General features: G+C 46.6%; 16 protein-coding genes and 1 pseudogene. 16 read left to right on the top strand and 1 reads right to left on the bottom strand.

Features of this window, described 5'->3' with window-relative positions; translation table 11 throughout:
- The first annotated feature begins 189 nt into the window (after window positions 1-189).
- The 3 genes from K5677_RS08290 to K5677_RS08280 all read left to right on the top strand — a co-directional run bounded on the left by K5677_RS08290 (window position 190) and on the right by K5677_RS08280 (window position 2,046).
- Window positions 190-402: a helix-turn-helix transcriptional regulator gene (locus K5677_RS08290; RefSeq protein WP_296726734.1), complete on the top strand. Its 213-nt coding sequence runs from the start codon at window positions 190-192 to the stop codon at window positions 400-402.
- 171 nt (window positions 403-573) lie between these two features.
- On the top strand, window positions 574-1,341 hold the full coding sequence (locus K5677_RS08285) for a hypothetical protein (RefSeq protein WP_296726732.1): 768 nt from the start codon (window positions 574-576) through the stop codon (window positions 1,339-1,341).
- 120 nt (window positions 1,342-1,461) lie between these two features.
- Window positions 1,462-2,046, top strand: a complete 585-nt coding sequence (locus tag K5677_RS08280) for a hypothetical protein (RefSeq protein WP_296726730.1) — start codon at window positions 1,462-1,464, stop codon at window positions 2,044-2,046.
- Between the two features lie 175 nt (window positions 2,047-2,221).
- On the opposite strand, the gene K5677_RS08275 is transcribed toward K5677_RS08280, so the two are convergent.
- The gene (locus K5677_RS08275; RefSeq protein WP_024860854.1) at window positions 2,222-2,452 is read right to left on the bottom strand and encodes an HPr family phosphocarrier protein; all 231 of its coding nucleotides are present in this window, start codon (window positions 2,450-2,452) and stop codon (window positions 2,222-2,224) included.
- Window positions 2,453-2,717: 265 nt separating this feature from the next.
- Here K5677_RS08275 and mtaB point away from each other — a divergent pair, with 265 nt between their 5' ends.
- From mtaB to K5677_RS08210, 13 genes and pseudogenes are all read left to right on the top strand, one after another.
- Window positions 2,718-4,046, top strand: coding sequence for a tRNA (N(6)-L-threonylcarbamoyladenosine(37)-C(2))-methylthiotransferase MtaB (gene mtaB / locus K5677_RS08270; protein WP_296726725.1), 1,329 nt, complete (start codon window positions 2,718-2,720; stop codon window positions 4,044-4,046).
- 131 nt (window positions 4,047-4,177) lie between these two features.
- Complete coding sequence (locus K5677_RS08265) at window positions 4,178-7,882, top strand: phosphoribosylformylglycinamidine synthase (protein ID WP_296726722.1); 3,705 nt, start codon at window positions 4,178-4,180, stop codon at window positions 7,880-7,882.
- A gap of 321 nt (window positions 7,883-8,203) precedes the next feature.
- Complete coding sequence (gene glgA / locus K5677_RS08260) at window positions 8,204-9,658, top strand: glycogen synthase GlgA (RefSeq protein WP_296726719.1); 1,455 nt, start codon at window positions 8,204-8,206, stop codon at window positions 9,656-9,658.
- 232 nt (window positions 9,659-9,890) lie between these two features.
- Window positions 9,891-10,508, top strand: a pseudogene (locus K5677_RS08255) (flavodoxin family protein).
- 23 nt (window positions 10,509-10,531) lie between these two features.
- A complete protein-coding gene (locus K5677_RS08250; RefSeq protein ID WP_296726716.1) occupies window positions 10,532-11,197 on the top strand; it encodes an HAD family phosphatase in 666 nt (221 codons plus the stop codon).
- The gene (locus K5677_RS08245) at window positions 11,194-11,436 is read left to right on the top strand and encodes a hypothetical protein (protein WP_296726714.1); all 243 of its coding nucleotides are present in this window, start codon (window positions 11,194-11,196) and stop codon (window positions 11,434-11,436) included. Before K5677_RS08250 ends, K5677_RS08245 begins: the two co-directional genes overlap by 4 nt.
- A gap of 345 nt (window positions 11,437-11,781) precedes the next feature.
- Window positions 11,782-13,140, top strand: coding sequence for a Trk system potassium transporter TrkA (trkA, locus tag K5677_RS08240; protein ID WP_296726711.1), 1,359 nt, complete (start codon window positions 11,782-11,784; stop codon window positions 13,138-13,140).
- A gap of 33 nt (window positions 13,141-13,173) precedes the next feature.
- Window positions 13,174-14,598: a TrkH family potassium uptake protein gene (locus K5677_RS08235; protein ID WP_296726706.1), complete on the top strand. Its 1,425-nt coding sequence runs from the start codon at window positions 13,174-13,176 to the stop codon at window positions 14,596-14,598.
- A gap of 78 nt (window positions 14,599-14,676) precedes the next feature.
- A complete protein-coding gene (locus K5677_RS08230) occupies window positions 14,677-15,918 on the top strand; it encodes a leucine-rich repeat protein (RefSeq protein ID WP_296726703.1) in 1,242 nt (413 codons plus the stop codon).
- Window positions 15,919-15,949: 31 nt separating this feature from the next.
- Window positions 15,950-18,802 carry a leucine-rich repeat protein gene (locus K5677_RS08225; protein WP_296726701.1) on the top strand — a complete coding sequence of 951 codons (2,853 nt, stop codon included), beginning with the start codon at window positions 15,950-15,952 and terminating at the stop codon, window positions 18,800-18,802.
- A gap of 186 nt (window positions 18,803-18,988) precedes the next feature.
- Window positions 18,989-19,405, top strand: a complete 417-nt coding sequence (gene rpsL, locus K5677_RS08220) for a 30S ribosomal protein S12 (RefSeq protein ID WP_019680939.1) — start codon at window positions 18,989-18,991, stop codon at window positions 19,403-19,405.
- 226 nt (window positions 19,406-19,631) lie between these two features.
- On the top strand, window positions 19,632-20,102 hold the full coding sequence (gene rpsG, locus K5677_RS08215; protein ID WP_028515382.1) for a 30S ribosomal protein S7: 471 nt from the start codon (window positions 19,632-19,634) through the stop codon (window positions 20,100-20,102).
- Window positions 20,103-20,126: 24 nt separating this feature from the next.
- On the top strand, window positions 20,127-20,249 hold a 123-nt coding region (locus K5677_RS08210; RefSeq protein WP_296726737.1), incomplete at its 3' end, for a GTP-binding protein.

Here is a 20,249-nt window from a genome sequence, read left to right as displayed (position 1 = left end):
AGGACTTTTTATAGTTAAATGTCTGATACAGGCAGTGTTTGAAGGAAAAGATCTTGGCATATTCAAGGCAGTCATAGCAGGAGGAGATTCTATCTTTTTTGCTGTTCTGTTTCTGGTGATCGCTGAGATACTGCGCTACGGCAGGCTTCTCCAGACAGAATCCGACGAGACGTTATGAGGTGAGCCTGTATGTCAATAATTTTAAGACTTGACCGCGTAATGGCGGACAGGAAGATGAGCCTTAACGAGCTCAGTGAGCGTGTCGGGGTAAGCAATGTCAATCTCTCAAAGCTGAAAACAGGCAAGGTCAGCGCAATTCGTTTCTCGACCCTCAATGCCATTTGCAAGGCGCTGAACTGTCAGCCCGGAGATATTCTCGAATTCATCGACGACGAGCAGTAAGCTGACGGCTGAATTGGGGATAAGGGGGCGCCTGTAACAGCGCCCTCTGCATAAACAATGGCTAAAATGCCAAAAAATTCATAGAAAATTTGTAGCAACAGATACTTGAAACTTTCCGACCTCTGTGATATAATAGATTTATGAACTTTTTTTGAACAAGGAGGCGGAGCTATGACAGCAGGTATCATCGACAGTTCTAACAAGGCTGATTTCTGGGAAAAAACCATAGGCGAAGAGTTGGAATACACCATAGCTTCCGATGTGAACGGACTGAAAAAATGTGATATAATTCTTGTGTCAGAGGAATACTGCGGCGGAGCCATTGGCACTGTAATTGCCGATATACAAACGTATGAACGATTCAGAAACGTCCCTGTTGCGGCTGTTACCTCAGAGTGCAGCTGTGAGAATCAGGAGATACTTCTGGGCATGGGTTTTGACGACGTGGTAAGGCTCCCTATAAGCGGACAGCTCCTTATCCGCAGACTTCGCGGTATTTCCGCATTTTCTCTGCGCGAGAACTCTGAGCACATGATGAATATCGACAGCATTATGGAGATAAACGACGGCGATTCGGGAGCATACTGCGTCCGTTCCGTTGATTTCACGAATATATTCCGATTTGTACTGAGAGTGCTTGAGCGTACACAGAAGAATGCACAGATGCTTATAATGAAGCTTGATCACACCGGCGATTCTACAGGAGCCGAGAGAAGAAAGACAATGAACCTGCTTGCTGAATCAGTGCGGAAATGCCTCAGACGCGGTGATATGTCGTCGGTCTGCGGAGATGACAGAGTGGCGATACTCCTCATCGGTACAGATGACGAGGGCGGACATCTTGTGGCAAGCCGAATAGTCAGCAGCTTTTACAGCAAATGCGCTGACGACAGATATGAGCTAAGCTATGATATAAGGGAAGTTCGTGCAATGAGCTGATATTGCAAAAACCGTAAGGAAGTTATTCTTCTTTACGGTTTTTTTGTCAAATTGTAACTTGATATTCTCGGGCGCTTGCTGTATAATGTAGTAAACAAGGCGTGAAAGGAGCCAAAGGATATGGATAACAGAAGGATACTTGCATTTTTGTCGTCAGCTCTGCTTGCTTCGGCAGTTTTCGGCGGCTGTACCGACCATAATGAAAGCTATTCGGAAAAAACACAGCGCGAGACTACCTCTGCTGTAGATATACAGGACTGGACTATCAAGGCTCCCGAGACAACAAAGGCTGTGACTTCCACCAAAAAAGTCAAAGCCACAAAGACTACGGCAAAAAAACAGCAGAATAAAAAAACTGCCACCACAGAGGCTATTGCTGAAACTACAGCAACTTCCGTATTCGGGCTTGATGACGGCACATATGTTGAGTATCATTTCCGCAGCAAAAAGCTCCTCAACGAGCATTTTGAGAAGCACGGAAGCGAGTTTGACGGCGATTTTGATTACAGTTCTCCAAAGGACTATGAAAAGGGCGCCAGCGATGTTATCAATAACAAGGAGGCGCTCCACAAGACCGAAGCCGAGGACGGCGACGGCGTTTACTATATCGAGGATACCAACGAGTTCGTTATCCTGTCAAAGGACGGCTATATCAGGACATATTTCCGTCCCAATGGCGGAAAGAAATACTACGACAGACAATGAGGTCCGATTCATAATGCATAATGCTTAATTATTGATGAACCCCAATGACCGCGTAGGGGCGAGTTTCACTCGCCCGTCATTATCGATTTTTAACTCGCTGTTCAATGAAAATAAGGAAAAAGGGATACATTCCGTACGGAACATATCCCTTTTGTTTTGTGTGTTATGTTAAATCTTACTTAACGATGAACTTGTCGATCTCTTTAAGAAATGCGTCTGCATTATCTGTGTGCGCGTTGAGCTGAATGGGTTTAGAGAGGTCGAGGCTGAAGATACCCATGATCGACTTAGCGTCAATGGCGTATCTGCCGGAAACGAGGTCAATATCGAAGTCGTACTTCATAACTATATTGACGAATTCCTTTACGTCGTTGATTGCCTGAAGATTAACAGTTGTTTTAGTCATGCTTAATACCTCCTGTTTGTTGTGTTTTTGCTCGTTTATTTCTTTTTCAGCGGCTTTTCCACTTCCGCAATACCATAATAGCATTAAATGCTCATAGTGTCAAGGCGTTTGACACATTTTCGTCAATTTGGTATAATTGATTGAGTAAGAGCAAGCAATTTTTTAGTTATTAAGTGTGCATAAATTACACTGTGATTTTTTGTGCATATTTTATATAACCCTTTGTTCATAAAATACTGTTGAAAAAGACAAAAAGGAACAAATTATGTATAAAATAAATTTTATTACGTTTGGCTGCAAGGTGAATCACTACGAGACCGAGTGCATGAAGTCCCTTTTCCGTGAGGCAGGCTATGATGTTACCGAGGATATGACAGAGGCTGATGCGGTTGTCATAAATTCCTGCACAGTCACTTCATCTGGAGACAGCCGCGCACTGGCGGCTCTGCGCAAGGCAAGGGCAGCGCTCCCCGAGGCTGTCATAGCACTTACCGGCTGCTATCCGCAGGCTAACCGAGAGGAAGCGGCGAAGCTCTCCGAGGCGGATATAATCGCAGGTACAAAGTCAAGAGCCCATATCGTGGAGCTGGTAGGTGACTGCCTTGTGAACAAAAGCCGTGTCGTTGAGCTTTCTGACTATAGCTCCGAAGATCTGTTCGAGCCCCTGAAATGTACCCGTTTCGACAGCAATACCCGTGCTTTTGTGAAGATACAGGACGGCTGCAATCAGTTCTGCTCATACTGCATGATACCCTTTGCAAGGGGACGCTGCCGCTCAAAGCCTGTTGAGGTGCTTCGTGAGGAGGTAAAGGCTATTGCGGAAAGCGGAGTCAGGGAGATAGTCCTTTCGGGTATAAATCTTGCCTTCTATGGCAGAGAATGGGGACTTGACCTTGCGGACGCTGCCGAGCTGTGCGCGGAAACTCAGGGCATAGAGCGCATAAGACTTGGCTCATTAGAACCCGAGATGATGTCGGAGGAGCTTCTGCATAGGCTGAAAGCCCTGCCTCAGTTCTGTCCCCAGTTCCATTTGTCCCTGCAAAGCGGCTGCGAGAGGACGCTGAAAGCCATGAACCGCAAGTATACTGCGGAGGAATATCTTGCGCTGACAGAGCGTATACGGAGCATTTTCCCCGACTGCTCATTCACTACGGACGTAATGGTGGGATTTCCTCAGGAGACTGACTCAGACCACGCAGAATCCGTGGAGTTTATACGGAAAATAGGCTTTGCAAAGGTGCACGTTTTCCGATACTCCCGAAGAAAGGGCACAAGAGCCGACAAAATGACGGGACAGGTGGCGGAGAGCGTAAAAACTCAGCGCTGGCAGGAGATGACTGCGGCGGCTGACGAAACAAGGGAAAAATATCTCAGCTCTCTGGTGGGCAAAACAGTCCCCGTGCTGTTTGAACGTGAAAATTCTACAGAATTTCACCGCGGATATGCACCTGACTATACATTAATAAAAATTTCTCGAAAAAATCCCGAAAAAAGTTTGCGTAATCGGATAATTAGTGTTATAATAGAAGAGTATGGTCACGACTGCTGTTTTGGCAGCGCAGTGCCTGCGCCCCCGTCCACGTTTCGCTCATAAACTCGCTTATTCTCATCAAAAACGATAATCGTACATTGCTTGCGGTGCTTTTATGTTTGGCGATAAATGGACATCTATAAATAATGCTATTTATAGTTATAAATAAAATTAACGAAAAGGAGAACTGAATTATGTCCGTATTCAGAATTTACGTTGAAAAGAAGCCTGAATTTGCAGTTGAAGCTCAGTCCGTGCTCAGCGATATTAAAACTGCCCTCAGACTTAATATTTCGGGAGTCCGTATCCTCAACAGATACGACGCAGACAAGCTCAGCGAGGAGGATTTCAAGGCTGCTGTAAGCACTGTTTTCTCAGAGCCTGCCGTTGATGTGGTATACGACGAGCTCCCCGCAGTATCAGAGACCGACCGCATTTTCGCCGTTGAGTACCTCCCCGGTCAGTTCGACCAGAGAGCCGACAGCTGCGAGCAGTGTATCCAGATACTCCGTCAGGGAGAGCGCTGCCGCGTAAGAAACGCAAGAGTTTACATAATCTCTGGTATCATCAGCGATGATGACTTCACTAAGCTCAAATCCTACATAATCAACCCTGTTGAGAGCCGCGAGGCTTCACTTGAGACTGTCAAGACTCTCGATACTAACTATGAGATACCAACTACAGTCGAGGAGCTGGAGGGCTTCATCAACCTCAATGCATACGGCCTCCATGCATTTGTGGACAAGTTCGGTCTTGCTATGGACTATGACGATATAAAGTTCTGTCAGGACTATTTCCGCAACGAGGAGAAGCGCAACCCCACTATCACCGAGATACGCATGATAGATACCTATTGGTCTGACCACTGCCGTCATACCACATTCCTCACAAATGTTGAAAACGTAAAGATAGATACTCCTTATATAAAAGATACATACGATATGTATGTGAATGTCCGCAAGGAGCTGGGCAGAACGGACAAGCCCATGACTCTTATGGACCTTGCTACCCTTGCAGCAAAGAAGCTGAAGGCTGACGGAAAGCTCCCCGACCTTGACGAGAGCGAGGAGATAAATGCTTGTTCAGTAAAGATAAAGGTGGACATCGACGGCGAGCTTGAAGACTGGATACTCATGTTCAAGAACGAGACTCATAACCACCCTACCGAGATAGAGCCTTTCGGCGGTGCTGCTACCTGTCTGGGCGGCGCTATCCGTGATCCTCTTTCGGGACGTTCATATGTTTATCAGGCTATGCGTGTGACAGGTGCAGCTAATCCTCTCGTACCCGTTGAGGATACTATCGCAGGCAAGCTGCCTCAGAGAAAGATAACACTCGGAGCTGCCAACGGCTACAGCTCATACGGCAACCAGATAGGTCTTGCCACAGGTCATGTTGCAGAGGTATACCACCCGGGCTATGTTGCAAAGCGTATGGAGATAGGCGCAGTTCTCGGTGCTGCTCCTGCTGAGAATATCCGCAGGGAAAGACCTGTTCCGGGAGACATCGTTATACTCCTCGGCGGCAAGACAGGCCGTGACGGCTGCGGCGGTGCTACAGGCTCATCAAAGTCACACACACTGGAATCCCTCGAACACTGCGGTGCTGAGGTCCAGAAGGGTAATCCTCCCGAGGAGAGAAAGCTCCAGAGACTGTTCCGCAACCCCGAGGTAACAAAGATGATAAAGCGCTGCAACGACTTCGGTGCAGGCGGCGTTTCAGTTGCTATCGGCGAGCTGACAGACGGTCTCATTATCGACCTCAATGCAGTTCCCAAGAAGTACGACGGTCTCGACGGTACTGAGATAGCTATTTCCGAGTCTCAGGAGAGAATGGCTGTTGTTATAGCTCCCGAGGACAAGGATAAGTTCATGGAGGAGGCTGCAAAGGAGAACCTTGAAGCTACCCTCGTTGCCGATGTTGTTGAAGAGCCGAGACTTAAAATGGTATGGAACGGCAACACTATCGTTGACCTTTCACGCGAGTTCCTCAACTCCAACGGTGCACCAAAGTATACTGATATAGAAGTAGAAGCTCCAGCATTTGCTGCTGATGATGATGTTACAGACAGCGCAGAGACATGGTCACAGCTCATGTCGAACCTCAATGTATGCTCACAGAAGGGACTTATAGAGAAGTTCGACTCAACTATCGGCGCTGGCACAGTCCTCATGCCTTTCGGCGGAGTATATCAGATGTCTCCCTCACAGGCTATGGCTGCAAAGATACCTGTATTAAAGGGCGAGACCAATACCTGTTCACTTATGGGCTGGGGCTATAACCCCGATATTTCCGAAAAATCTCCTTACCACGGTTCAATGCTGGCTGTTATCGAGTCTATTGCAAAGGTAGTTGCAGCAGGCGGTACATATAAGAAGTGCTGGCTCACCTTCCAGGAGTATTTCGAGAGGACTCAGAACGATCCCACACGCTGGGGCAAGCCGATGGCTGCACTTCTGGGTGCATTCAAGGCTCAGCTTGAAATGGGCTGCGGCTCTATCGGCGGCAAGGACTCAATGTCAGGTACTTTTGAGAACATAGACGTTCCGCCTACACTGGTCTCCTTCGCAGTTTCAACTGCTATGGCAGACAAGGTAGTTTCTACAGAGTTCAAGGGCGCAGGAAATACCGTTATCTCTATAGTTCCCGAGTACGATGAGCACGGACTTCCAAAGTGGGACAGCATCAAGGCTTGCTTCGATCAGGTAGAGCAGATCATCAAGGACGACCGCGCAAATGCTATCTGGACAAACGGCTACGGCGGATTTGCAGAGGGTATCGCAAAGATGTGCTTCGGCAACAAGATAGGCTTTGAGTTCACAACTCGTCTCAGCGCTAAGGAGCTCTTCAAGCCCTGCTACGGTGCGTTTATCATCGAGCTCAAAGGCGACGCAAAGAGCGGTGAGAACATCATCGGTAAGACTATCTCAGATTACAAGATACTCTGCATGGACTACACTATCAGCCTCGACAACCTCCAGAGAGTATGGGAGGCTAAGATTGAGCCTGTATTCCCATGCCGCATAAAGACTACAGACGCAACTCTGCAGACATATTCTTCACCTAACCGCATACAGCTTTCAGCTTCAACAAAGATAGCTAAGCCGCGAGTTCTTATACCTGTATTCCCCGGCACTAACTGCGAGTACGACACCGCAAGAGCCTTCGAGAAGGCAGGTGCAAAGCCTGAGGTAGTTGTTATCCGCAACCTGTCCGCTGGTGACATTGAGGAGAGTGTGAGATACTTCGAGAGCGCAGTAAGACGCTCAGAGATAATCATGATACCCGGCGGCTTCAGTGGCGGTGACGAACCAGAGGGAAGCGGTAAGTTCATCACAGCATTCTTCCGCAACCCCAAGATAAAGGACGCAGTTCACGACCTTCTGAAGAACCGCGACGGACTTATGCTTGGTATCTGCAATGGTTTCCAGGCACTTATCAAGCTGGGACTTGTGCCATACGGCGAGATAATCGACATGGCTGACGACGCTCCTACGCTTACATTCAATACTATCAACCGTCACCAGTCCATGATGGTAAATACACGTATCGCCTCAAACAAGAGCCCGTGGCTCTATGGCTGCGAGGTAGGCGACATACATACAGTTGCTATCTCTCACGGTGAGGGACGATTTGTAGCTCCTGCAAGTCTCATTCAGCAGCTTGCAAACAACGGACAGATAGCTACACAGTACGTTGACCTTGACGGTAATCCGACTATGGATATACGCTATAACCCCAATACTTCCATTGAGGCTATCGAGGGCATCACTTCTCCCGACGGACGTGTATTCGGTAAAATGGGACACTCAGAGCGTAAGGGCAGCTATATCTGCAAGAACGTTCAGGGTGAGAAAGACCAGAAGATATTCGAGAGCGGCGTTAAGTACTTTAGCTAAGCGGCGCTTTGACAGTACAGACTATACTACATTAAAAGGGCAGCTTCGGCTGCTCTTTTTTTAATGCATATTTCATAATGCATAATGCATAATTATAGGGACGACCATTGGTCGTCCGTGAATTGAAAATTGAGAATTTAGAATTGGGAATTAATGTGTCCGCTTCGCGGACGGATTTAAATAATTGCTCATTATGCATTATGAATCAAACATTAGTGCAATGTTCATATTTTTGTATTGACTAATTGTCAAAATTAGTATATAATATAAATTAAGGTTACAGGTAAGGGCTGTAACAAGTAATTGATAAGGAGATATGCTATGAATAATATACTGTTCGCTGCTTCTGAGTGCGTACCATTTATAAAGACAGGCGGTCTTGCTGACGTTGTAGGCGCACTTCCGCAGTATATAGATAAAAACAACTACGACGTAAGAGTCATTATGCCTTACTACACCTGTATACCTGATAAATACAGAAATGAATTCAAGTACGTTCATCACTTCTATATGGACTATGGCATGAGAAGCGAGGGAGTCCATGTCGGCATTATGGAGTACGAATACAATGGTATCAAGTTCTATTTCGTGGATAATGAGTACTACTTCAAATGCGATACTCCCTATTCGTCTGACCTCAGGTGGGACATCGAGCGCTTTACCTTCTTCTGCAAGGCTGTACTGGCTATCCTGCCTGTTATAGGCTTCCGTCCCGACATCATTCACTGCCACGACTGGCAGTCATCGCTCATTCCCGTTTTCCTGCATTCTGCCTTTGCAACAAATCCTTTCTACAGCTCTACTAAAACGGTAATGACTATCCACAATCTGAAATTCCAGGGCGTATGGGATATAGACACATTCCGCTACAATACGGCTCTGCCTGAGTATATGTTCACTCCCGATAAGCTGGAGTTCAACAAGAACGCAAATATGCTCAAGGGCGGTCTGGTCTATGCGGATTACATCACTACAGTATCCGAGACTTACGCCGAGGAGATAAAATACCCATTCTACGGCGAACAGCTTGACGGACTTCTCCGCGCAAGGTCTGCTTCACTGAGAGGTATACTCAACGGTATCGACTATAAGGTGTTCGATCCGTCAAGCGACAGCAAGATATTTACGCCTTTTACCTCAAAGAATTTCAAGACCAAAAAGGCTGAAAATAAGATGAAATTGCAGGAGCAGCTGGGACTTCCCGTTGACAAGGACAAGTACATGATATGCATAATATCCCGTCTTACCGACCAGAAGGGACTTGACCTTGTGAATTACGCTATGGAGCGTATCTGCGACGAGAACACCCAGTTCGTCATAATCGGAACAGGCGATCCAAAGTATGAGAATATGTTCAGGCACTATCAGTGGAAGTATCCCGAGAGAGTCTCTGCAAATATCCTCTACAACGACGAACTTGCCCATAAGCTCTATGCGGCAGCGGATACAGTTCTTATGCCGTCACTGTTTGAGCCCTGCGGACTTACTCAGCTCATTGCCCTGCGCTATGGTACACTGCCTATAGTTCGCGAAACAGGCGGATTAAAGGACACCGTACAGCCATACAACGAGTTTGAGGGAACAGGCAACGGCTTCTCATTTGCAAACTTTAACGGCGACGAAATGCTGAGCACTATAAACTACTCAAAGAGTGTTTACTACAATTACCGCAAAGAGTGGGATAAAATGGTACAGAGGGCAATGGAGCAGGATTTCTCATGGAACAGCTCTGCCCGTCAGTATGAGGGTATGTACAGCTGGATGATAAACTGGTAATAATTCTGCAAAACATATAAGGGCGAGAGGGCGGAATCGTTCCGCCCTTGCTTTCTAATAATTCGTAATGTCGGGGCGCTGTGTCTGCTGTCCGCGTTCGGAATGATCCGTAATTGCCGTTGGACCCGATAACCTTGCAGGGAAGTCAGTTCCTGTCTTCCTGTACACAAAACATTTTATTTAAAACTTGATTAACCTATGACCAAGTATTACTTACAAAGGAGATTTTACTATGAAGGTTCTGATAATTAACGGCAGTCCCAGAGCAAATGGGAATACTTCCCGTGCAATTGATGAAATGGTAAAGGTCTTTGCTCAGGAGGGCATCGAGACTGAAGTCTAACAGATAGGAAACAAGGCTATAAGAGGCTGTATCGCCTGCGGAAGCTGCGGCAGTAAGGGCAGGTGCGTTTTCGATGATGAGGTCAACGAATTAGCACAGAAATTCGAACAGGCTGACGGACTTATCGCGGCTTCGCCTGTGTACTATGCTTCGGCAAATGCCACGCTTATAGCCTGTCTTGACAGACTTTTCTACAGTACACACTTCGACAAGACCATGAAGGTGGGCGCGGCTGTTGCCGTAGCAAGGCGAGGGGGCTGTTCGGCAACATTCGACGAGCTGAACAAGTACTTCACTATATGCGGTATGCCTGTGGCTTCAAGTCAGTACTGGAACAGCGTTCACGGCAGACTTTCGGGCGAAGCAGCTCAGGACGCAGAGGGACTTCAGACCATGAGAGTGCTTGCAAGGAATATGAGCTTTCTTATGAAGTCTATCGCTCTTGGCAGGGAGAAATACGGACTTCCCGAAAAGGAAGAGTGGCAGCCTACAAATTTTATAAGATAATATTATAGTAAAGGAATATTTGAATGAACGATCTCAAGGGCGCTATTTTCGATATGGACGGTCTTATGATAGACACCGAAAAGCTCTATCTTAAATTCTGGATACAGTCCGCAAAGGACTTCGGCTATGATATGAAGCCCGAGCACGTCTACGCTATCCGCAGTATGGCGAGAAAATACTCGATACCTACGCTGAAAGGCTTTCTCGGAGAGGACTGCCCCACCGAGGATATACGCGCTCACCGAACCGAGCTCATGGCGGAGTACATAAACGAGCACGGACTGGAAGTGAAAAAGGGACTTTTCGAGCTCCTGTACTATTTAAACGGCAGGGGGATAAAAATGGCTGTAGCTACGGCAACTCCCCGAAGCAGAACAACAGAATACCTTGAAAAGATAGGTGCGGCTAAGTTTTTCTCGGCAGTCATCTGCGGAGATATGGTGGAAACGGGCAAGCCTGCCCCTGATATATATCTGACAGCGGCAGGTGAGCTGGGACTTCCTCCGCAGGAATGTGCTGCATTTGAGGATTCTCCCAACGGCATAAAGGCTGCCCACGCCGCAGGCTGTCACGCTATAATGATACCCGATATGACACAGCCCGACGATGAGATAAAGCCTCTGCTTTCGGCGGTTTACGATGACCTCGGACTTGCCGTGGATTATTTTGAAAGGAGCTTCGGTAAATGAGCGTTTCCGAGATATTTGAGATACCCAAGTTCTACTACTTTGAGAGCGGCAACGACTTTTCGGGCAGCAAGGGGGACTTCTCTTATAAGATAAGCAACGGCGAGAAGCTGAAATGCATGACATGGCACGGCAGGCTTTGCTCCATGAAGGCGGAGATAGAGCATGAGGCAGAGTTTGAACGTACTCAGGAGGGCTTTGACGCCATGATAAAATGGCTGGAGGAACAATATAATGCATAATTCGTAATGCATAATGTGTAATTATTGGCAAACCAGATAACCTTGTATGGTATGAATTATTAATTATACACCGTGCATTATGATCTATGAATTAATTTTATTTATATTGACAAATCCCTGTTGTGGGATTATAATTAATGTATCCTCAATAACCGCCGTAAAGCGGTTATTGCCCTGAACTTTGTTCAGGGGCGCAAATTCTTTATAATACAGGGGATTTGCACATCACATTCTTTTATGTCATGCTCATTTTGCCCTGTCGGGCGTTGTTGAGCAAACATTGATTATAGTGAATAAATATATCTGCATTTTCACAATATTTCATGCATATTTAACGGAGGAATTATGGAGATTATAATCGTAGGCTGCGGCAAGGTGGGAAGTGCTCTCGCTGAGGTGCTCAGCGATGAACACAGTGTTACCATAATTGATAAAAAGGAATCTCTTGTTGAGGCTGCCACAAATGATTTTGACGTAATGGGTATCGTCGGAAACTGCCTTCAGACCGAAGTTCTTGAAGAAGCTAATGTTTCAAAGGCAAATATCCTGATAGCAGTCACTACATCTGACGAGGTAAACATTTTATCATGCCTTATTGCAAAGAGAATGGGCGCACGTCACTGTATCGCCCGTGTCCGCAGTCCCGAATTCGATAAACAGCTGGTATTCATGCGTGAGGAGCTTGGCATCAGTATGATGGTAAACCCCGATTATAACGCTGCAAACGAAATAGCAAAGGTGCTGCGTTATCCCGAGGCTATCAATATAGAATCCTTTGCAAAGGGCAGAGTTGACCTTGCCGAGATACGCATAACCAGCGGCAGTATCCTTGACGGCGTGGCTCTCAGCCAGCTTTCAAGGCGTATGAGACTTGATGTCCTTATCTGCGCAGTTCAGCGCGGCGATGAGCTGACTATCCCTAACGGAAATTTCGTGCTCAGAGCAGGCGATAAGATACACATGACCGCTTCTCACAGCAATATGGTCAAGTTTTTTAAGAGCATAAGTGCGGCTTACCGCGAAAAGCGCGTAAAATCCGCAGTTCTCATCGGCGGCGGACGAGTTGCCTATCATCTTGCTCAGCAGCTTATCGAAATGGGTGTCAAGGTCAAGATAATCGAGATAGACCGCGAGCGCTGTCTTGAGCTCTCTGACCGACTCAACAAGGTGGATATATCCTGTGCCGACGGTACAGACCACGATATCCTTGAGGAGGAGCGCGTTTACGACGCCGACGCTGTAGTCACCCTGACAGGCATAGACGAGGAGAATATCCTTCTCTCTCTCCTTGCCAAGAATAACGGCGTTGACAAGGTCGTAACAAAGGTAAACAGAATGTCCCTCATGCAGCTTTCGGACACTCTCGACCTTGACAGTATCATCTCGCCCAAAACTATCACGGTGAATCAGATACTCCAGTATGTCCGTGCTAAACAGAATTCTCAGGGAAACAATGTTACGACCCTTTACCGTCTTGTGAACGACAGACTTGAAGCTATCGAATTTATTGTCCGCGACAAGAAGGAGTATGTAGATGTACCGCTGAAAAAGCTCAATCTCAGAAGCGGCATACTTATCGCAAGCATTGCAAGAGGCAATGAGCTCATTATACCAAAGGGAGATGACTGCCTGAAGGTAAATGACAGCGTTGTGGTTATAACCACTACTAAGGGTATGCATGACCTCAGCAATATCTTTGACTAAGGAGTGCATATCAATTAAACTATGAATTACAGAATGATATCTTATATTATGGGACAGATACTGAAGGTCGTCGGACTTTTCATGCTTCTTCCCATAATAGTGGGCTTTATTTATGGGGAAGAACACGTAGTCTCGTCCTTTGGGATACCTTTTCTCATAACGATGGCAATAGGCTTCGGCTTTACGATAATAAAACCGAAAAACAATCAGGTCTATTCAATGGAGGGCTTTGTCAGCGTTGCGGCATCATGGATAACCATGTCGTGCATAGGCGCTCTTCCCTTTGTTATATCGGGAGAGATACCTGACTATCCCAGTGCTCTCTTTGAAACGGTCTCGGGCTTTACCACCACAGGTGCGACCATACTTGCCGATGTCGAGGCAATGTCGCGGTCATGCCTTTTCTGGCGAGCCTTTACCCATTGGCTGGGCGGTATGGGAGTCCTCATGTTCGTGCTGGCTATCATGTCCAGCAACGATGTTCGTACTATGCATATGATGAGGGCTGAGTGTGCAGGTCCGAAGGTAGGACGTCTTGTGTCGAAATCACGCTTTTCAGCACGTATTCTCTACGGCATATACATCACACTTACCGTTTCTGAGGCAATAATGCTTCTTTTCGGCGGAATGCCGCTGTATGACGCAGTGATACACGCCTGCTCATCAGCAGGTACAGGCGGCTTCTCCATATGGGGAGACAGCATTGGTCACTATGACAGTGTTTACATCGAAATGGTGATTGCCACATTTATCATACTTTTCGGTGTCAATTTCAACCTTTACTATTATCTTCTTATCAAAAAGTTCTCGATGGCTTATAAAAATGAGGAGGTAAGGACTTATTTCGGTGTTATAATAGCCGCTACAGCTATTATCGCCGTAAATGTACACAAGCTTTATGACGGAGTCGGAGATACTCTCAGACATACTTTCTTTATGGTGGCTTCTACCATAACCTCGGCAGGATTTTCCACTACTGATACGGCACAATGGCCTGTATTCTCGCAGACACTGCTGCTGCTGCTCATGTTCGTGGGCTCCTGCGCAGGCTCAACAGGAGGCGGTATGAAGGTATCCCGTATAATGATACTTATAAAAACAGGCATCAAGGAACTGAAATACATCACAAATCCCCGTGCAGTGTCTACTGTCAAAATGGACGGCAAGCCTGTTGAAAAGGACGTAGTGCGCGGCGTGAGCAATTACCTTATACTGTTTATAATGCTCATGTGTATCTCAGTCCTGCTGGTAACACTTAACGGCTTTACTATAGAAGAATCTGCCTCTGCGGTAATAACCTGTATGAACAACATCGGATTCGGTGTCGGAAGATTCGGCCCTGCGGGAAATCTGGGCGGACTGAATGCATTCTCAAAGGTAGTATTATGCTTTGATATGCTTCTCGGTCGTCTTGAGATATATCCGCTGATAATGCTGTTTGTTCCGAGAAGAAGATGATAATGCAGCGGAGCGTGGGGACGTTCCGCTGTTATTTATTATATAAACTTAAAAATATTAAAATGGGAGGAATTTAACATGAAAAAATTGATTGCAGCAGCACTTTCAGCTGCTATATGCGCAGGAACTGTATCGGCTGTAAATGTATGTGCGGTATCCCCTGATATCGGAGGTATATCCGCTCAGGATGTCAGAGTTGCTGAAGGAGGCAAGTGCGGAGACTCAGCAGAATGGAAGTATGAAGGTGGAAAGCTTACTATATCGGGAACGGGCAAAATGGGTAACTGGGAATCGCCTGAGCGCTTGCCATGGTCAAAAATAGCCGATCAGATAACCTCTGTCGAGATAGGTGAAGGTATAACATCTGTAGGTGCTTGTGCGTTAGCGTATGCTCAATCTCTCGTATCGGTAAAGCTCCCACAAAGCCTTACAGCTTTGGGAATGAGCAGTTTTGAGGGCTGCGCAAAGCTTGAAGTCATAGATATACCAAGCGGAGTAGAGACCATAGGTCTTAGTGCGTTAAGAGACTGTCCTAATCTGAAAAGAGTTATCATCCGCAACAGGAACTGCCGTATCGTGGGCGGTATGGATACCATAAGCAATGATACGTCAAAAAGTTCGGGTAAGTACAGCGGCGTTATCGTAGGATACCGCGGTTCTTCGGCAGAATCATTCTGTGAGGAAAAGGGCTACCGCTTTGAGGAGCTGAAGGATAACGAGACTACCACAACTACCACAACTACTACCACTACCACTACAACATCAACATCGACCACAACTTCAACGACTACTGCAACTTCCGCAACGACTACCGCTGTCACTACTACCACAATAAATCAGATACCCACAAGCTTCTTCATTGACACTCCGAGTATTTATGTGGGTGAGTATGCACATTACTACACCGATGGCTGGCCTCTTGACCGTATCGAGTCAGCGGATACATCAATTGCTGTTATCGAGAACAATCAGATAAAGGGCGTTGGTGCAGGTACTGTGGATATAACTTTCTACAGCAGCAGCGGCGGACACAATACCTGCAAGCTCACTGTCAGTGTGCCTGTTGTGAATTATCTGGGCGATGTTGACAGAAACGGCATGGTAAACGCTGTTGACGCAAGCTATGTACTCACAGAATATGCAAACAACTCCACCAATAAGCAGTCTGAGCTTGATGCAGAGCAGAAGGTTGCCGCAGATGCCGATAAGAACGGCGCTGTAAACGCTATCGACGCATCGTACATTCTCTCCTATTACGCTTATACCTCTACAAGCACAGGTGATAAGGACGTATTTGAGGACTACATGAAGAAACAGTGATACAAATTACTGCTGAAATGGAGAGATACAGATGAAGAAACTACTGGCTGTTATTATGGCGGCAATAACGGGAATATCCGCAGGTGTTTCTGCTCCCGTTACCGCTGCACTCGCAGTAACCCCGCAGATGAACATATTGGAAGAAGCTACTGTGGCGGAATCGGGAAAATGCGGCGTCAGCGCGGAGTGGAAACTTGACGGCAGCAAGCTTACCATTACAGGTACAGGAAGCATAGGCGGTTGGGAAAGCCCTATATATACACCGTGGGCAAAGTTTGAAAACAGAGTGAATACAGTCGAGATAGGAGATGGCATAACGACAGTTGGCGCCTGTGCTTTTGCCTATTTGTCGGGACTTTCATCGGTAAAGCTCCCGAACACCGTGGACACCATTGGCATGAGCGCCTTTGAGGGCTGCGGAAGTCTCGGTAGTATAGATCTGCCTGCGTCTGTGACGACCATAGGATTGAATTCTTTCAACAGCTGTTCCTCGCTGAGAAATGTGACCATACGCAATGCTAACTGCCGTATCGTCGGAGGAAAGGCTACTATCTGCAACAGTGCTTCTATAGGGCAGTCTTCATACGGCGGTTCTATCAGCGGCTATAAGGGCTCGGCGGCAGAGTCATATGCTTCAAGCTGCGGCTATAATTTCATTTCTCTTGGCAATGCACCTGCAACTACGGTGCCTCAGCCCAAGACTACAACAACTACCGCAAAGCCGACTACTGCCACTACTACTCAAAAGACCACAACTACTACCAAAAAGACTACAACTACCACAAAAAAGACAACAACTACCACTACTACAACCACAACGACGACCACCACAACAACTACAACTACAACACCGACTACTACCTCAACTACAACTACTACATTACCGTATGTGGTCAGCGTAAGCGCAAAGATCGACATCGGCAGCTACCCCACAAAGACTGTCTATACAGTAGGCGAGGAGCTTGACCTCAGCGGCGGTGTGCTGCTGCGATCCTACAGAGAATTCTACAGCGACGGCAGTTATCGTGATACGGTGCTTGGGCCTGTGGAGATGAAGAACGCCTCCTACAGAATGAACCATATCAACATCAGCAAGTCTGATTTTGACAGCAGCAGGGCAGGAGTCTGCACTATTTCTGTGATGTATTATTATAATGACTCTATAGCTTCAACGGATTTTGAGGTGGAGGTGAGAGAGCCCGTTACAACGACTACTACCACCGAGACCACTACCACGGAGCTGACTACAACAACCACTACTACCACAACTCCAACTACCACACAGACTACCACAACAGAGCCTTATGTTGTCAGTGTAAGTGCAAAGCTGGATATTGGCAGTCTGCCCTATAAGACTACATATACCATCGGCGACGAGCTTGACCTCAGCGGCGGTACGGTGCTGCGCTCATACAGGGAGTTTTACAGCGACGGAAGCTATAAGGACACGGTTCTTGAACCTCTTGCAATGAACGAGGCTTCATACAGAAGAAACCGCGTGAATATCGTAAAGTCTGACTTCGACAGCCTTAAAGCAGGGGCTCAGACTATATCCGTAAGCTATTACTATCAGGATTCCATTGCCTATGCAGAGTTCAGGGTAGAGGTAAATCCTCCTGTTATAACAACTTCCACAACTGTTGAGGAGCAGACGACAACCACAACGACAGTTAAGAATAACAGATTCACTGCAAGAGTTGAGGTAATGGAGCTTCCTTATAAAATAGTATACACCGTCGGCGAGCAGCTTCAGCTTGCAGGACTGAGAGTAAACGTTTACCATACCTACGGCGGGAATGAGGAGCTCATCAACAGGAATGAAGAGGTCATTGCATTCCCGGAAAAGTACGAGGTAAGGGATTACGACAGCAACAGGATAGGTCCTCAGCGTCTGAAGCTCAATTATAAGGTGTATAATGAAGAAGCAGGTGAGTGGGTGACAGCCTCTGCGGACTTTGAGGTAAGAGTTGAGAAAGCAACAACTACGACCACCACGACGACAACGACTGCAGCTACGACGGAAACAACGACTACCACAGCAAAGCCTGCTGATTTCAGCATTGAAATGGAGATAACCGAGAATCCTTACAAGCTTGAGTATAACCAGTTCGACAACAATATAGAACTGGCAGGAATGAGGATAAATCTGTGGCGTATCGAGGAGAACGGCGAAAGACATCAGCTTCTCTGGAATCAGTCCATTCTGGAACTGCCCTATGGATACGGATATTCTGTAATGGATATAGACAGGAACAGAGCGGGACGTCAGCGCATAACCGTTACAGTTGCAACCTATAATTATGAGCTTGGTAAGGATGTTTCAGACTCTCACACATTCTTTATTGAGTATAGACCTGTAATTATTACAACGACAACAACAACTACCACTACTACAACTACGACAACAACTACAACTACAACTACAACTACAACAAAAGCTACATCAACAACGACGACTACTACAACAACTACTACTACAACTACTACAACTACCACTACGACCACAACTACTTCAACTACAACAAAGCCAAGAACTACCACCACTACAAAGCCGAGGACCACTACAACTTCCACAAGGCTGACAACGACAACCACAACAACAGCTCCCGTTACAACCACAACAGTACCTCAGCCCCCTAAGGTAAGGCTGGGCGACGTGGATAACGACGGAAAGGTCAACGCTATAGACGCAAGCTATATCCTCTCTGAGTACGCAAGCACCTCTACAGGTCACAAGCCAAGCTTTGATCCTCAGAAGAAAGAAGCGGCTGATGCGGACTTTAACGGAAAGGTGAATGCAGTGGACGCTTCTATAGTTCTTTCCTATTATGCTTACCGCGGAAGCGGCGGAACTATCGCTGATATGAGGGAATGGCTGAAATAATAGCTAAGTCTCAACTGAGAAATAACAGACAATAATAGGAAAAATAACGAAAAATAATCAAAAAGGACGGCTTTTTAAGGTATCCCCTTGACAAGCCGCCCTTTTTTAGGGTATAATAATCAATGCGCGGATTCTATACCCTTTTGCAGGGTGTGCGCACAATATTTAATGAAAAGGAGGAAAAATATGCCTACATTTAACCAGCTCGTACGTAAGGGAAGAAAGGATCTCGAGACAAAGTCTACAGCTCCTGCTCTCCAGAAGGGCTACAATGCTAAGAAGAAGACTCAGATCGACCTCAGCTCACCTCAGAAGAGAGGCGTTTGCACAGCTGTAAGAACAGCTACACCTAAGAAGCCTAACTCAGCTATGAGAAAGATCGCCAGAGTTAAGCTCACAAACGGCTATGAGGTAACTTCTTACATTCCTGGTATCGGTCATAACCTTCAGGAGCACAGCGTCGTTCTTATCAGAGGCGGACGTGTTAAGGATCTCCCTGGTGTGCGTTACCACATCATCAGAGGTACTCTTGATGCTCAGGGCGTTGCTAACCGTAATCAGGCTCGTTCCAAGTACGGTGCAAAGAAGCCTAAGCAGAAGTAAGATACTTCTCGTCAGTCAGCGGCTGACTGTATAAATAATGCCGTTCATTCATTAATATAGGATAACTACTACCGCAGGGTAATGCGGAGATCATATAGATAAGTTCGATTGATCCTCTGCATTGGCTCCTGACACACCTGTCGGCGAAGCAATGCCGATTAGGCAGTAACCGACAAGGTTTGAGTACCTATGAATTCATTAATCTATATGAAGGAGGGAAGCGAAAATGCCAAGAAGAGGTAAAATCGCAAAGCGTGATGTATTACAGGATCCTGTATACAATTCAAAGCTCGTTACACGTCTGATCAACAATATCATGTTAGACGGTAAGAAGGGCGTAGCGCAGAAAATAGTTTACGGTGCATTTGAGATCGTAGCTGAAAAGACAGGCAAGGACGCTCTTGAGGTGTTCCAGCAGGCTATGGAAAATATCATGCCTGAGCTTGAGGTAAAGGCTCGCCGTCTCGGTGGTGCTACTTACCAGGTTCCTATGGAAGTTCGTCCCGAAAGACGTCAGACTCTCGGTCTCCGCTGGATCACAAAGTATTCCAGAGAGAGAAACGAGAAGACTATGAAGGAAAGACTCGCAGGTGAGATACTCGACGCTCTCAACGGCACAGGCGGTGCCTGCAAGAAGCGTGACGATACTCACAAGATGGCAGAGGCAAACAAGGCGTTTGCTCACTACCGCTGGTAAGCGTCTTTGTAAAAGGAGTAAATTATGTCAAGAGATTGTTCACTTGAAAATACAAGAAATATCGGCATAATGGCCCACATTGACGCAGGTAAGACCACTACCACAGAGCGTATCCTTTTCTATACAGGTGTAAACCACAAGATCGGT

It is taken from the genome of Ruminococcus sp. (genome assembly GCF_024684275.1).
This window is presented reverse-complemented; position numbering and strand designations above follow the sequence as displayed.

Excerpts from the sequence above, each read along its gene's own strand:
- K5677_RS08245 (WP_296726714.1), top strand. The coding sequence starts at position 11,194 with ATGAGCGTTTCCGAGATATTTGAGATACCCAAGTTCTACTACTTTGAG.
- trkA (WP_296726711.1), top strand. The coding sequence starts at position 11,782 with ATGGAGATTATAATCGTAGGCTGCGGCAAGGTGGGAAGTGCTCTCGCT.
- rpsG (WP_028515382.1), top strand. The coding sequence starts at position 19,632 with ATGCCAAGAAGAGGTAAAATCGCAAAGCGTGATGTATTACAGGATCCT.
- K5677_RS08250 (WP_296726716.1), top strand. The coding sequence starts at position 10,532 with ATGAACGATCTCAAGGGCGCTATTTTCGATATGGACGGTCTTATGATA.
- K5677_RS08275 (WP_024860854.1), bottom strand. The coding sequence starts at position 2,452 with ATGACTAAAACAACTGTTAATCTTCAGGCAATCAACGACGTAAAGGAA.
- K5677_RS08290 (WP_296726734.1), top strand. The coding sequence starts at position 190 with ATGTCAATAATTTTAAGACTTGACCGCGTAATGGCGGACAGGAAGATG.
- glgA (WP_296726719.1), top strand. The coding sequence starts at position 8,204 with ATGAATAATATACTGTTCGCTGCTTCTGAGTGCGTACCATTTATAAAG.
- K5677_RS08265 (WP_296726722.1), top strand. The coding sequence starts at position 4,178 with ATGTCCGTATTCAGAATTTACGTTGAAAAGAAGCCTGAATTTGCAGTT.
- K5677_RS08225 (WP_296726701.1), top strand. The coding sequence starts at position 15,950 with ATGAAGAAACTACTGGCTGTTATTATGGCGGCAATAACGGGAATATCC.
- K5677_RS08235 (WP_296726706.1), top strand. The coding sequence starts at position 13,174 with ATGATATCTTATATTATGGGACAGATACTGAAGGTCGTCGGACTTTTC.
- mtaB (WP_296726725.1), top strand. The coding sequence starts at position 2,718 with ATGTATAAAATAAATTTTATTACGTTTGGCTGCAAGGTGAATCACTAC.
- K5677_RS08285 (WP_296726732.1), top strand. The coding sequence starts at position 574 with ATGACAGCAGGTATCATCGACAGTTCTAACAAGGCTGATTTCTGGGAA.
- K5677_RS08280 (WP_296726730.1), top strand. The coding sequence starts at position 1,462 with ATGGATAACAGAAGGATACTTGCATTTTTGTCGTCAGCTCTGCTTGCT.
- rpsL (WP_019680939.1), top strand. The coding sequence starts at position 18,989 with ATGCCTACATTTAACCAGCTCGTACGTAAGGGAAGAAAGGATCTCGAG.
- K5677_RS08230 (WP_296726703.1), top strand. The coding sequence starts at position 14,677 with ATGAAAAAATTGATTGCAGCAGCACTTTCAGCTGCTATATGCGCAGGA.